Consider the following 12,936-nt stretch of genomic DNA (forward strand, 5'->3'; position numbering starts at 1 on the left):
GCCCGTTCGAACGTCCTTGAAACGGAAACGTCAAGGCGATCCGGGTTCAGGAAAGTCCGGATTCTGAAAAGGGAGAGAATGATGCAGAAGATCACGCCGTTCCTTTGGTTCGACAACCAGGCAGAAGAGGCGATCAATTTCTACACGTCGGTTTTCAGGAACTCCAGCATAGGCAAGGTGGCTCGCTATGGCGAAGCCGGGCCCGGGCCGGCCGGCAGTGTCATGGTTGCGGAGTTCGAGCTTGAAGGGATGCGCTTCACCGCCCTCAACGGCGGCCCCATGTTCAAGTTCACCGAGGCGCTATCGATGGTTGTCGATTGCAAGGACCAGGCCGAAGTGGACCATTTCTGGTATGGCTTGTCGGAAGGAGGCCAGCCTGGCCAGTGTGGCTGGCTCAAGGACAAGTTCGGCTTGTCATGGCAGGTAGTGCCAGAAGCCTTGCCGCGCCTGCTTGGAGATCCCGATCCCGCCAGGGCGGGCAGGGTGATGCAGGCAATGTTGCAGATGACCAGGATCGAGGTCGACAAGCTTGAAAAGGCCCACGCGGGATAGGCGTGGGCGCCTGCAGTCCCGATTGTGATGGGCGGAAGCAGCGGCGGCCGCCCATTTCCCTTTACAGGTGGCAGCCCCGACCCTATGTTCCGCGCCGATTCAAGGGTCTTTTCAGGCCGCCAGCAACAAGAAGAAGCACACTGCCATGCGCGCGGAAACGCAGAACATCGTCGACGAAATCAGGCAGGCCATAAGCCTGCTGAGGAGGCATCTTTGACTGGGATCAGGCGGTAAAGCGGCTTGATTACCTGAACATGAGGGCGGAGGACGCCGCTCTCTGGAACGACCCCCAGGAAGCGCAGAAGCTGATGCGCGAGCGCCAGTCGCTCGACGACAGCATCAGGTCCATCAAGGGCCTGAGCCAGGCGCTCGACGACAATATCGGCCTGATCGAGATGGGCGAGGAAGAAGGCGACGCTGACATCATCAGCGAGGCCGAAACCGCTATCCGTTCGCTTTCGGGCGAAATCCGGGCCCGTCAGATCGAGTCGCTGCTGTCGGGCGAAGCCGACCAGAACGACACCTATCTCGAAATCCATGCCGGCGCCGGCGGCACCGAAAGCCAGGACTGGGCGAACATGCTGCTGCGCATGTACACGCGCTGGGCTGAGCGCCGCCGCTTCAAGGTCGAGGTTCTGGAAGTCCATGACGGCGAAGAAGCCGGCATCAAGTCGGCCACGCTGCTCATCAAGGGCCACAATGCCTATGGTTGGCTGAAGACGGAATCGGGTGTCCATCGCCTGGTCCGCATCTCGCCCTACGACAGCAATGCGCGGCGCCATACTTCGTTCTCCAGCGTCTGGGTCTACCCGGTTGTCGATGATTCGATCGAGATCGATGTTTCTGAATCCGACGTCCGCATCGACACCTACCGGTCCTCGGGAGCCGGCGGCCAGCACGTCAACACCACCGACTCCGCGGTGCGCATCACGCACATCGCCACTGGCATCGCGGTTGCCTGCCAGGCCGAGCGCTCGCAGCACAAGAACAAGGCCAAGGCCTGGGAAATGCTGCGCTCGCGTCTCTACGAGGAAGAGCTGAAGAAGCGCGAAGCCGTCGCCAACGCGACAGAATCCGCCAAGACCGACATCGGCTGGGGTCACCAGATCCGTTCCTATGTTCTCCAGCCGTACCAGCTGGTGAAGGATCTGCGCACCGGCGTCGAAAGCACCAGCCCTTCGGACGTTCTGGATGGCGATCTCGACGACTTCATGGAAGCCTCGCTGTCGCAGCGCATTGAAGGCGGTGCAGGACAGCCCGTCGCCGACCTCGACTGATCGGTCAGATCACGCCCGGCCGCGCAGTGTGGCCGGGCGCCGATGCCCGGAACATTCCGGCTAACATTTCGTTAAGCATGCGGGCGCAGGCTTTCGCTGGGGGGTATCTCAGGGGAAGACGCCATGTTGTGCCCAGGAAAGCCCCGTCCGCGCCGATATGTGCCTGCTGTCTTGGCGCTAGCGCTGATCTCGCTCAGCACTCCTCCAGTCTCATCGCATGACGCACCCAAAGGCTGGACCTATCCTTTCGCCTGCTGCTCCGGTTACGACTGCCGCGAGGTGCCCAAGAAGGCCATCAGCGAGCGTCCGCAAGGCTATGTCATCGAAGGCACCGGCGAGGTCGTCACCTACCAGGACGCGCGCATCCACGATTCGCCGGATGGCCAATACCATTGGTGCTCGGTCGCAGGTGCCGATGACAGCCGGACCATATGCCTGTTCGTCCCGCCTAGGTCCTACTGAGTGGGCCGCCGACAACGATCGTGAAACATGATTTCTGCGCCTGATGCGGTTGCGGCGAGCCTGATTTCGATACTCAGGTCAGCGTAAGCTTGCGCCTGTTCGACTGTTTCGATTCCGATAAGGTCGATGTCGTGGTCATCGAGGGCAAGAACCTGTGGTGACCTGGCGATAGTCTGCGACTTTGCGCCTCGGTTGTTTGCCGCTGTTCCGTTTTTCGCCGTATTTCATGCTACAAGGCCGATGAAGGGCTTTGCGCGAAGCACTGTTGAGCTTCGCGGTACGGAGAGGGACATCCTTATGAAGAAGACAGTGATTTTCGTGCTGGCTGGCAGCATGTTTGTCGGCGCCTGCACGACCGACCCCTATACGGGTGACCAGAAGGTGTCGAACGCGGCTGCGGGCGCGGGTCTTGGCGCGCTGGCCGGCGCCGGCCTCGGCATGCTGGCTGGTGGCAATGATCGTCGCAATGCGCTGATTGGCGCCGGTGTCGGCGCACTCGCCGGCGGCCTCGCCGGTGGTTACATGGACAGGCAGGAATCGGAGCTTCGCGCTCAACTCCAGGGCACCGGCGTCAGCGTTACCCGCGCCGGCGACCAGATCATCCTGAACATGCCGTCGAACATCACCTTCGCTACGGATCAGGATGACGTGAAGGCGGGATTCTACGGCACGCTCAACTCGGTTGCCCTGGTGCTCAAGAAGTTCAACCAGACTACCGTCGACGTGTTCGGCCACACCGACTCGACCGGTGGCGACCAGCACAATTTCGACCTGTCGCAGCGTCGGGCGCTGTCCGTTGCCAATTACCTCGGCGCACAGGGCGTCGATTCGCGCCGTTTTGCCGTTACCGGCTTCGGCGCGACGCGTCCGATTGCATCGAACGCCACATCCGACGGCCGCGCGCAGAACCGCCGCGTCGAAATCCAGCTGTCGCCGCTCACCTGAGTGGCGATTGCCGCGAAGCAAAAAAAACGGCCCCGAAAGGGGCCGTTTTCGTTTGAGCTCTATTGATTGAAGCTTTCGGCGATCAGACGTTGGTCGCGATCAGCATGAAGGCCGGCATGTCGTCGCCGAAGCCGACCGTGCGGTCGTCGTCTTCCTCGCGCTCGCGGTTGCCCCGGCGGTTGCCGCGATCGTCGCGGCGCTGCTTGTCGTGCTCTGCGCGCGGCTTGCGCTCGGCATTTCCGTTCCGGATCGCTTCCTTGCGCTCGCGGCGCTCGTCGATGTCGGACACGACATTGTCGACAGGAGCTTCAGTGGCAACTGCTGCCTGGACAGCGGGCGCTTCTTCGCGGGGCTTGCGGTCGCGGTCGCGGCCATGGCGCTGTTCCTTGCCGCCGCGGCGCGAATTGCTGCGGCCGTGGCGCGGAGCCTCGTCGTCGCCTTCGCTGGCAACGACAGTCGACAGGTCGCCGTCATGCCATTCGATCTTCTGGCCGATCAGCTTTTCGATCGCGTCGACATATTTGGTGTCGGAACGAGTCGCGATTGTGAACGACTTGCCCGAACGCCCTGCACGGCCGGTGCGGCCGATGCGGTGGACGTAGTCCTCGGCGTGGATCGGCACGTCGTAATTGAACACGTGGCTGACATCGGGAATGTCGAGGCCGCGTGCGGCGACGTCGGAGGCAACCAGCAGGCGCAGCTTGCCGTCGCGGAAATTGGAAAGCATGGTCATGCGCGCGCGCTGGTCCATGTCGCCATGCAGCGCACCGGCGTCGAAGTCGTGCTTGACCAGCGAGCGGAACAGCTCCGAAACGTCGACCTTGCGGTTGCAGAAGATGATCGCGTTCTTGATCTCGTCGCCTTCGGCATTGATCAGGCGGCGCAGGGTTTCGCGCTTGTCCCAGGGCTTGGGGCCGGACTTGGCGAGACGCTGGGTGACGGTGGATGCTGTGGTCGCTGCCTTGGCCACCTCGATGCGCACCGGCGCATGCAGGAACTGTTCGGTCAGCTTGGTGATCTCGGGCGGCATCGTCGCCGAGAAGAACAGCGTCTGGCGCGTGAACGGGATCAGCTTGCAGATGCGCTCGATGTCGGGAATGAAGCCCATGTCGAGCATGCGATCCGCCTCGTCGATGACGAGGATCTCGACTGCCGATAGCAGCAGCTTGCCGCGTTCGAAATGGTCGAGCAGGCGGCCCGGCGTGGCGATCAGGACATCGGCGCCGCGCTCGAGCTTCTTTTCCTGTTCGTCGAACGATACGCCGCCGATCAGCAGCGCGATGTTGAGGCGATGGTTCTTGCCGTACTTGACGAAGTTCTCTTCGACCTGGGCGGCAAGTTCGCGCGTCGGCTCGAGGATCAGCGTACGCGGCATGCGCGCCCGGGCGCGGCCCTTTTCAAGGCGCGTCAGCATCGGCAGCACGAAGGATGCCGTCTTGCCGGTGCCCGTTTGGGCGATGCCGAGCACGTCCTTGCCCTGCAAGGCGTGCGGGATCGCGCCCGCCTGGATCGGCGTGGGCTGCGTGTAGCCGGCGTCGGTGACTGCGGAAAGGACCTTCGGCGAGAGGCCGAGGTCTGCGAAGGTCAACGCTTCTGGAGCGGTCTGAGTGTCTTCGGACAAGTGTGTTGGCTGTCTTTGCTCGTTCAAGGGCGCGGCGTATTCGCCACGACAGGCGCAACTCGCCTGCAATATGCCGCAACGCGATAGGCGTAAGTGTGCGATTTGTCAACTCAAACTGGCACGCAACCAGCGTTTGCAGCCCTTTGCTTCCGGCTGTGGCCCAATGCTCAGTATTTGAACTGCTCAGCCAGGATGCGCTCGCTCCAGGAATGGCCGGCATCGAACAGCAAGGTCGCGGTGTGCGATGCGGATTCCTTGACCTCGACAGAAACCACGGATTTGACTTCCGTATGGTCGGCAACCGCGTTCACTGGACGCTTCCGCTCTTCCAGTATTTCGAAGCGCACGACGGCGGTCTTGGGCAACAGCGCGCCGCGCCAGCGCCGCGGCCTGAACGGGCTGACCGGCGTCAGCGCCAGGAGTGGCGCGTCGAGCGGCAGGATCGGGCCATGTGCGGACAGGTTGTAGGCGGTCGAGCCGGCGGGTGTCGCAACCATCACGCCGTCGCAGATCAGGTCCTCGAGCCGCACCTTGCCGTCGACCGATATACGCAACCGCGCCGCCTGGTACGACTGGCGCAGCAGCGAGACCTCGTTGATGGCAAGCGCGTCCATCGTCGCGCCGTCTTCGTCGACGGTCTGCATTTCGAGCGGACGGATGGTTTCGGCGACCGCGGAGGCCAGGCGTTCGGGCAGGTCGTCTTCGCCATATTCGTTCATCAGGAAGCCGACCGTGCCCCGGTTCATGCCGTAGACGCGCTTGCCGGTGCTCATCGTCTCGCGCAGCGTCTGCAACAGGAAACCGTCGCCGCCCAGCGCCACCACGATGTCGGCCTGGCCGAAAGGCATCTGGCCATAGCGACGCGAAAGCCGCTTTGCCGCGGCATCCGCCTCGGGCGTGCCCGAGGATGCGAACGAAAATGTCAGCGACTTGGCGTCCATATGCTCCCTGCAGGCGGTCCGAACGCCGATGCCGGCCGCCGGCAACGGGTTAGCATGCAGGGTGCGCGAAGCAAAGGGAGGGCGACCTGTTGGGCGAAATCGCTCAGCTTCAGCCCATGCCGGTGACGTGGCGCAGGTAAAAGGCAAGCGCGATGAAGCCGACGATCGCTGCGATGCCGGTCCAGTCGAACTGCGCCGCCCTGGCCTGGCGGAAAAGCATGAGCAGCAAAAGCCAGGCGATCGCGACCGCTGCGGCTATGATGACAAACCTGATCATCCATCATCTCCAGCGCCGGGGGACAATGCCCCACGTCAATCATGTAGTGAGGACAGGTCGCCGGTTTTAGGCCCATCTGCGCGTTGCGGACTGGGGATGCGTCGCAGCCCGACCGGAATTGTCTTTACTGGGGCGCAGAATATGCTAACCGGGGCAAATTGCCCTTGTAGCTCAGCTGGTAGAGCAGCGGTTTTGTAAACCGAAGGTCGCGGGTTCGATTCCTGCCGGGGGCACCAGCCCAATCTATTCCGCAGCTTCCGTTCCCTGCCTGTCGACGGCGTCCTGGCAGATGTCGCACCATTCCGCGCCGACAAGCTGTGCCATGCGCTCGACGCCGATGCGGACGGCCGCGTTGATTGCACCCGCTGCCGGCACCACTTTGTCAAAGGCGCGCAGCGAGACGTCGCAGTAGACGGGCACGGGTGTGGCCAGTCCGAACGGGCAGACCCCGCCCACGGGATGGCCGGTGAGTTCTGCGACCTGCTCGTGGTCGAGCATGCGCGGCTTGCCGCCGAATGCGTCGCGGGACTTGCGGTTGTCGATGCGCGCATCGCCCCGTGCCACCACCAGCAACACGCGCTCGCCGACACGCAGGCATATGGTCTTGGCGATTTGCGCCGGCTCAACCCCATGTGCCTCGGCGGCCAATGCCACCGTCGCCGAGCTGGTCGGCGTCTCGATGACCTCGATGTCGGGGGCATGTTCGGCGAAGAAGGCTTTGACTGACTGCAGGCTCATGTCTTTTCCGGCGATGGTCATTGCATTGAGCCTTTGACTTCGTCCGATGACGCACCGCTGTCAAGCACAGCCATTTGGCCCAAGGCGAAGCAGAAAAAAATCTTCGGGTTCGTGAACCTTTTGCCCGTCCGCAGCCACTGACTGGCATGAGGCGGATGGAACGCCTCCCAGAACAACCGAAGGAGAGCACCATGTCGTTCAAGAGCAAGATGATTTCGGGTCTTATCGCCGCTGCCGTCGTCGCAACCGGCCTCGCCAGCACTGTCCAGCAGTCTTCCGCCGGCGGTCTGACCAGGGCCGAGGCCGCAGCACTCGCCGGCGCCGGCGGCTTCATTGCCGGCGCAATCATTGCCGGCGGCCATCGTCCGGCGCCCGCGCCCTATTATGATGCCTATTACCCGGTCGATCCCTATGGCAGCCATGTCCAGCGCTGCCTGGCGCGCTACCGCAGCTACGATCCGCGTACCGACACCTATGTCGGCTATGATGGCCGGCTGCGCTACTGCCGCCTGTAGTCCGGACTGCATGAACCGAAGGCAGCGGGAGAGGGGCAACCCTTCTCCCGCTTGTGTTTTCAGAGGCCTGGCACGGTGCCATCGGGAGATCCCCCGATCATCCTGGTCAGTTCGGCCGCGGCGTCGCGCACGATCGGGCCGATCTCGCCGAGACGTTCGGGCGTCACGCGCACCGTAGGTCCGGAAACCGAAACGCCGCCAATGGGTTCGCCGAATTCGTTGAACACCGCGGCGGCAATGCAGCGCATGCCCGGATAACGCTCCTCATCGTCAACCGACCAGCCGCGCGTACGGATCTGGTCGAGATCGCGGGCAAGTAATGCCGGTTCCGAGAGCGTCCTTTCCGTATAGGCGTCGAGGCCTGCCTTACGCACGATGGCATTCACCCGGTCGCGGTCGAGATGGGCAAGAACGGCCTTGCCGATGCCCGAGGCATGGAACGGGCTGCGGGTGCCGGGCCGGAAGAAGGCGCGGATCGCCTGGTGCGTCTCGACCTGGCTGACGAACACGACACAATCGTCTTCGGCGACACCGAGATTGGCCGTTTCGCCGGTTTTCTCCATCAGTTCCTGCATGACGGTGCGGGCGCGGTCGACGAGCTTGCGCCGACGCAGGAATGCCGAGCCCATGCGGTAGGTTTCGACCCCGATCGACCACAACTGGCCATCGCTTTCGAACTCGACCATGCCGTGGTTCTGCAATGTCGTCAGCATGCGGTAGGCGGTTGCCGCGGCAAGGTCCGAGGCGGCTGAGATCTCGCTCAGCGAAAGCCCGTCGCCATGGGCGACGATGGCCAGGATGCGCAGTGCCCGATCCAGCGATTGCACCGAACCCGCGTCAGGGGCGGGCTGGAAAGCCCGAGGCCGCCCGCGTTGCCGTTTTTCCATCGTTGCCATGATGCTTGCTCCGAAACGCTTCTAAAAAACTTTTTCATCCAAGATGGCGCGCTTTACAACGAAAAATGAAAAACTGTTTAAAATCAGATAATAGACACGTGTGTTTCAAAATGAAAAAATATTTTGAAAAAATTGCAAAATACGATCCGCAATGACAGGATCAGCCAACAATCAGTTTCGATCGTTGGAGGTAAGACCATGGCCCGGATGCGCGCTGTCGATGCAGCGGTCCTCGTTCTCGAGAAGGAAGGCATCTCTTGTGCCTTCGGCGTGCCGGGCGCCGCCATCAATCCGCTCTATTCGGCCCTGAAGGCGCGCGGTTCGATCCGCCATGTGCTTGCCCGCCACGTCGAAGGCGCATCGCACATGGCCGAAGGCTATACCCGCACCAAGGCCGGCAATATCGGCCTGTGTATCGGCACGTCCGGTCCTGCCGGCACCGACATGATCACCGGCCTCTATTCGGCGTCCGCCGACTCGATCCCGATCCTCTGCATCACCGGCCAGGCGCCGCGGGCACGCCTCACCAAGGAAGATTTCCAGGCTGTTGACATTGCCGCGATCGCGGGCCCGGTCACCAAATGGGCCGTCACCGTCATGGAGCCGTACCTGGTGCCGATGACGCTGCAGAAGGCATTCCACCTGATGCGCAGCGGTCGGCCGGGGCCGGTCCTGGTCGACCTGCCCGTCGACGTTCAACTGGCCGAGATCGAATTCGATATCGACGCTTATGAGCCGCTCGCGGTCCACAAGCCGGCGATGACGCGCGCCCAGGCCGAGAAGGCTTTGGCGATGCTCAACGAGGCGGAAAAGCCGCTGATCGTTGCCGGTGGCGGCATCATCAACGCCGACGCATCGGACCTGCTCATTGAGTTCGCCGAGATCTCGGGTGTTCCCGTCGTTCCAACATTGATGGGCTGGGGCGCGATCCCTGACGATCATCGCCTGATGGCCGGCATGTGCGGCCTCCAGACGTCGCACCGCTACGGCAACGCGACCATGTTGGCCGCGGACTTCGTTCTCGGCATCGGCAATCGCTGGGCCAACCGCCACACCGGTTCGGTCGACAAGTACACGGCCGGCCGCAAGTTCATCCACATCGACATCGAGCCGACCCAGATCGGCCGTGTCTTTGCGCCCGACCTGGGCGTCACGTCGGATGCCGGCGCGGCCCTGAAGATGCTGCTCGACGTCGCCACCGAATGGAAGACCTCCGGTAAGCTGCGCGATTGGTCCGGCTGGGCCAGGGAGTGCCAGGACCGCAAGAAGACGATGAAGCGCAAGACCCACTTCGAGCAGGTGCCGCTCAAGCCGCAGCGCGTCTACGAGGAGATGAACAAGGCCTTCGGCCGCGACACTACCTATGTCACCACCATCGGCCTGTCGCAGATTGCCGGTGCCCAGTTCCTGCACGTCTACAAGCCGCGCAACTGGATCAATTGCGGCCAGGCCGGACCGCTCGGCTGGACGTTGCCGGCAGCGTTGGGCGTTCGCGCCGCCGATCCGGATCGCGACATCGTTGCCTTGTCGGGTGACTACGACTTCCAGTTCATGATCGAGGAACTGGCGGTCGGTGCCCAGCACAAGCTGCCTTACATCCACGTCGTCGTGAACAACGCCTATCTCGGCCTGATCCGCCAGGCGCAGCGCGGCTTCACCATGGATTTCGAAGTCAGCCTGTCGTTCGAAAACATCAACCGCTCCGGCGATCCCGAAGCAGGCTATGGTGTCGATCACGTCGCCGTTGCCGAAGCCATGGGCTGCAAGGCGGTCCGGGTTCGCAAGCCGGAAGAATTTGCTTCGGCCTTCAAGCAGGCCAAGCAGTTGATGAAGGAACACCAGGTGCCCGTCGTCCTCGAGTTCATTCTCGAACGTGTCACCAACATCTCCATGGGCGTCGAGATCGACAACATCGTCGAGTTCGAAGACCTTGCCGAGAGCAACGAAGACGCACCGACCGCGATCATGCTGCTCGATTGATATCCGAGGGAAGACTAATGCCTAAGTTCTCAGCCAACCTTTCGATGCTCTTTGGCGAGCATGACTTTCTCGACCGTTTCGATGCCGCGGCGCGTGCCGGCTTCCAGGGTGTCGAATACATCGCACCCTACGATCACACTCCCGATGTCGTGGCCGCGCGCCTCAAGAAGAACGGCCTCACCCAGGCCTTGTTCAACCTGCCGCCGGGCGACTGGGCGGCAGGCGAGCGCGGCATCGCCGTGCTGCCGGACCGGATCCATGAATTCCGCCAGGGCGTGGCCAAGGCGATCACCTATGCCCACGCCCTGGGCTGCGAACAGGTAAATTGCCTCGCCGGCATCGCGCCCGCCGGCAACGCCCGTGACGTGCTGGAGAATGTCTTCGTCGAGAATCTCGCCTTTGCGGCGGAGAAGCTCAAGGCGGCAGGAATCCGCTTGCTGATCGAGCCGATCAACACCAGGGACATACCGGGCTTTTTCCTGACCAACACCAGGCAGGCGCTCGGCATCATCGACAGGGTCGGTTCCGACAACCTCTACCTGCAGTACGACATCTACCACATGCAGATCATGGAGGGTGATCTCGCCCGCACCATCGAGGCCAATCTCGACCGGATCGCCCATGTGCAACTCGCCGACAATCCCGGGCGTCATGAGCCGGGGACGGGCGAGATCAACTACCCGTTCCTCTACGAACATCTCGACCGCATCGGCTACGCCGGCTGGGTCGGAGCCGAATACAAGCCCAAGGCCGGGACGGTCGAAGGCCTGGGCTGGTTCGAGCGCTTGGCCAACAAGGGCAGCGCTGCCGCCTGACCGCCCACACTGGAATTGAAGGAATATGGAAATGGAAAAGATCGGATTTGTCGGGCTGGGCATCATGGGCGCGCCAATGGCGGGTCACCTGCTGGACGCAGGCTTCGAAGTGCTCGCCAGCGATCATCGTGGCGCGCTGCCGGCCGAATTGGTTGGCAAGGGGCTGAAGTCGGTCGCCGGGCATCAGGCCCTTGCCAAGGCTGCCGACATCATCATCCTGATGGTGCCCGACACGCCGCAGGTCGCAGATGTTCTGTTTGGGGAAAACAGCGTTTCATCAGGGCTTTCCAGGGGAAAGCTCGTGATCGACATGAGCTCTATCTCGCCGATCGAGACCAAGGAGTTCGCCAAGAAGATCAACGCTCTGGGCTGTGATTATCTCGACGCGCCCGTGTCCGGCGGCGAGGTCGGCGCCAAGGCTGCGTCGCTGACGATCATGGTCGGCGGCGAGGAGAAGCCGTTTGAGCGTGCCCGCCCGGTGTTCGAGAAGATGGGCAGGAACATCACCCTCGTTGGACCGAACGGCGTCGGCCAGACGACCAAGGTCGCCAACCAGATCGTCGTTGCATTGACCATCGAGGCGGTGGCCGAAGCGCTGGTGTTCGCCTCCAAGGCAGGTGCGGATCCCGCCAAGGTGCGTCAGGCGCTGATGGGCGGCCTAGCCGCCTCGCGCATCCTCGAGGTGCATGGCGAGCGGATGTACAAGCGCACCTTTGCGCCCGGTTTCCGTATCGAACTGCACCAGAAGGACCTCAATCTCGCGCTGCAGGGCGCCAAGGCGCTCGGCGTGTCGTTGCCCAACACCTCGATGACGCAGGAGCTGTTCAATTCCTGCGCCGCCAATGGCGGGGCGAAGGAGGATCACTCGGCGCTGGTTCGCGCGCTGGAGCGCATGGCCAATTTCGAGGTCGGCGCCGAAGCCGAGGCGAAAGGCAAGGCGGCATAGATCGGGAGAGGCGCGGCGGAAGTTCCCAACGCCGCAGTTTTCTCGTCGCTGTCGATGAGCGGGCTCCTGCGACATCGCAGGGGCCCGTTCAACGTTCGTGCGTCACTTGCCGCCCAGCGCCGTCCAGCTTGCGCCGGCATCGCTGGAAACGACGATGGCGCGCGTGCCCGTCACCGCGACCATGCGCGTCGGCGCCTGCTGGTCCACGGCGAGGTGAAGGATGTAGCCTGCCGGATCGGGCCCTTCGCCCATCGTCTCGAATTTCGGCGCCGTCTCGGTGGCCCGCACCACCCCGCGACCTGGAACAAAGGCATAGATCGTGCCGTCCGGGGTCAGGTCCACCGTGGTGACAGGCACGCCGGACAGGATGGGCTGCCAGGTTCCGGCGCCGTCGCGGCTCACCATCAGCCCGTCTTCGGTTGCGGCATAGACGACATCGGGGCTTGCCGGCGAAACAGTCAGGTCGATCAGCTTCGCTGGTGCCTCGCCCGCAACCGTCCAGGTCTTGCCGCCGTCGCGGCTGGCCTGGATCGCGCCGTATGAGCCATAGAGCACATCGGGATTTGTCGGGCTCACTGCCAACTGGTGGAAATCGACGGGGCCATCCACTCCCGGCGCTATCTGCTGCCAGCTCTTTCCCGAATCCGTCGATTTGATGAAGCCGAGATTGCCGCCGGCCTGCGGATGCCCGCTGGCGAACATGATCTCGGAATCCGTGGGATGGGGAACAAATCCCATGAAATCGTCACGACTGTCGGAAACTGGGATTACCATGCCGTCGGGCGCAGCCTTCATCAGGCCGTGATGGGTGGCGATCAGCACGCTGGAAGGGTCGGCACGGTCGAAGGCAAGTCCATGGATATGGGTCTTGCCGGCGAGGTCAGCCATGCTGATTCCCTGGGCGATTGCCGGGGAGACAGCGCCGAGAGCGATGCCGGCTGACAAGAGGGTGAAAAATTTGAGGCGACGCG

General features: G+C 62.8%; 14 protein-coding genes and 1 tRNA gene. 9 read left to right on the plus strand and 6 right to left on the minus strand.

The window, feature by feature from the left end; genetic code table 11:
- Positions 1 to 81 precede the first annotated feature (81 nt).
- The 4 genes from GGR00_RS00185 to GGR00_RS00200 all read left to right on the plus strand — a co-directional run bounded on the left by GGR00_RS00185 (position 82) and on the right by GGR00_RS00200 (position 3,236).
- Positions 82 to 552, plus strand: a complete 471-nt coding sequence (locus GGR00_RS00185) for a VOC family protein (RefSeq protein ID WP_055973969.1) — start codon at positions 82 to 84, stop codon at positions 550 to 552.
- A 145-nt stretch (positions 553 to 697) separates the two neighbouring features.
- Positions 698 to 1,829 (plus strand): peptide chain release factor 2 gene (prfB, locus tag GGR00_RS00190; RefSeq protein WP_156381182.1). Its coding sequence is split into 2 segments (ribosomal slippage): positions 698 to 763 and positions 765 to 1,829, totalling 1,131 coding nucleotides; the frame shifts between segments, so codons are not numbered across the junction.
- A 123-nt stretch (positions 1,830 to 1,952) separates the two neighbouring features.
- Positions 1,953 to 2,291 carry a cupin domain-containing protein gene (locus GGR00_RS00195; RefSeq protein WP_156381181.1) on the plus strand — a complete coding sequence of 113 codons (339 nt, stop codon included), beginning with the start codon at positions 1,953 to 1,955 and terminating at the stop codon, positions 2,289 to 2,291.
- Positions 2,292 to 2,588: 297 nt separating this feature from the next.
- Positions 2,589 to 3,236, plus strand: coding sequence for a YiaD family glycine zipper/OmpA-like lipoprotein (locus GGR00_RS00200; protein ID WP_055973856.1), 648 nt, complete (start codon positions 2,589 to 2,591; stop codon positions 3,234 to 3,236).
- 82 nt (positions 3,237 to 3,318) lie between these two features.
- Here GGR00_RS00200 and GGR00_RS00205 read toward each other — a convergent pair whose 3' ends face one another.
- From GGR00_RS00205 to GGR00_RS00215, 3 genes are all read right to left on the minus strand, one after another.
- Positions 3,319 to 4,857, minus strand: coding sequence for a DEAD/DEAH box helicase (locus GGR00_RS00205; RefSeq protein WP_055973853.1), 1,539 nt, complete (start codon positions 4,855 to 4,857; stop codon positions 3,319 to 3,321).
- A gap of 167 nt (positions 4,858 to 5,024) precedes the next feature.
- Positions 5,025 to 5,798 (minus strand): NAD kinase, encoded by a 774-nt coding sequence (locus GGR00_RS00210; protein WP_055973850.1) that lies wholly within the window; start codon positions 5,796 to 5,798, stop codon positions 5,025 to 5,027.
- Between the two features lie 109 nt (positions 5,799 to 5,907).
- Entirely contained in the window at positions 5,908 to 6,075 is a 168-nt protein-coding gene (locus tag GGR00_RS00215; RefSeq protein WP_184117331.1) for a hypothetical protein, read from the minus strand.
- Between the two features lie 160 nt (positions 6,076 to 6,235).
- Between GGR00_RS00215 and GGR00_RS00220 the strand changes: the two genes are divergently transcribed.
- Positions 6,236 to 6,311 (plus strand) — tRNA-Thr (locus tag GGR00_RS00220).
- 7 nt (positions 6,312 to 6,318) lie between these two features.
- Here GGR00_RS00220 and GGR00_RS00225 read toward each other — a convergent pair.
- On the minus strand, positions 6,319 to 6,813 hold the full coding sequence (locus tag GGR00_RS00225) for a YbaK/EbsC family protein (protein WP_055973966.1): 495 nt from the start codon (positions 6,811 to 6,813) through the stop codon (positions 6,319 to 6,321).
- 191 nt (positions 6,814 to 7,004) lie between these two features.
- Between GGR00_RS00225 and GGR00_RS00230 the strand changes: the two genes are divergently transcribed.
- Positions 7,005 to 7,328 carry a BA14K family protein gene (locus tag GGR00_RS00230; protein ID WP_055973962.1) on the plus strand — a complete coding sequence of 108 codons (324 nt, stop codon included), beginning with the start codon at positions 7,005 to 7,007 and terminating at the stop codon, positions 7,326 to 7,328.
- A gap of 59 nt (positions 7,329 to 7,387) precedes the next feature.
- Here the strand turns inward: GGR00_RS00230 and bhcR are convergent, their stop codons facing one another.
- Complete coding sequence (bhcR, locus tag GGR00_RS00235; protein WP_055973847.1) at positions 7,388 to 8,224, minus strand: HTH-type transcriptional regulator BhcR; 837 nt, start codon at positions 8,222 to 8,224, stop codon at positions 7,388 to 7,390.
- 198 nt (positions 8,225 to 8,422) lie between these two features.
- Here bhcR and gcl point away from each other — a divergent pair, with 198 nt between their 5' ends.
- Genes gcl through GGR00_RS00250 form a run of 3 tightly spaced genes read left to right on the plus strand, consistent with a single transcriptional unit; the run spans position 8,423 to position 11,965 of the window.
- The gene (gene gcl, locus GGR00_RS00240) at positions 8,423 to 10,204 is read left to right on the plus strand and encodes a glyoxylate carboligase (protein WP_184697038.1); all 1,782 of its coding nucleotides are present in this window, start codon (positions 8,423 to 8,425) and stop codon (positions 10,202 to 10,204) included.
- Positions 10,205 to 10,221: 17 nt separating this feature from the next.
- Positions 10,222 to 11,019, plus strand: coding sequence for a 2-oxo-tetronate isomerase (gene otnI / locus GGR00_RS00245; protein WP_184697040.1), 798 nt, complete (start codon positions 10,222 to 10,224; stop codon positions 11,017 to 11,019).
- Positions 11,020 to 11,050: 31 nt separating this feature from the next.
- On the plus strand, positions 11,051 to 11,965 hold the full coding sequence (locus GGR00_RS00250; protein WP_184697043.1) for a 2-hydroxy-3-oxopropionate reductase: 915 nt from the start codon (positions 11,051 to 11,053) through the stop codon (positions 11,963 to 11,965).
- A 102-nt stretch (positions 11,966 to 12,067) separates the two neighbouring features.
- Here the strand turns inward: GGR00_RS00250 and GGR00_RS00255 are convergent, their stop codons facing one another.
- A complete protein-coding gene (locus GGR00_RS00255) occupies positions 12,068 to 12,853 on the minus strand; it encodes a F510_1955 family glycosylhydrolase (protein WP_156381180.1) in 786 nt (261 codons plus the stop codon).
- Between the last annotated feature and the right edge of the window lie 83 nt (positions 12,854 to 12,936).

Origin of the sequence: Aminobacter aganoensis (genome assembly GCF_014206975.1) — a bacterium.
GTDB lineage: Bacteria > Pseudomonadota > Alphaproteobacteria > Rhizobiales > Rhizobiaceae > Aminobacter > Aminobacter aganoensis.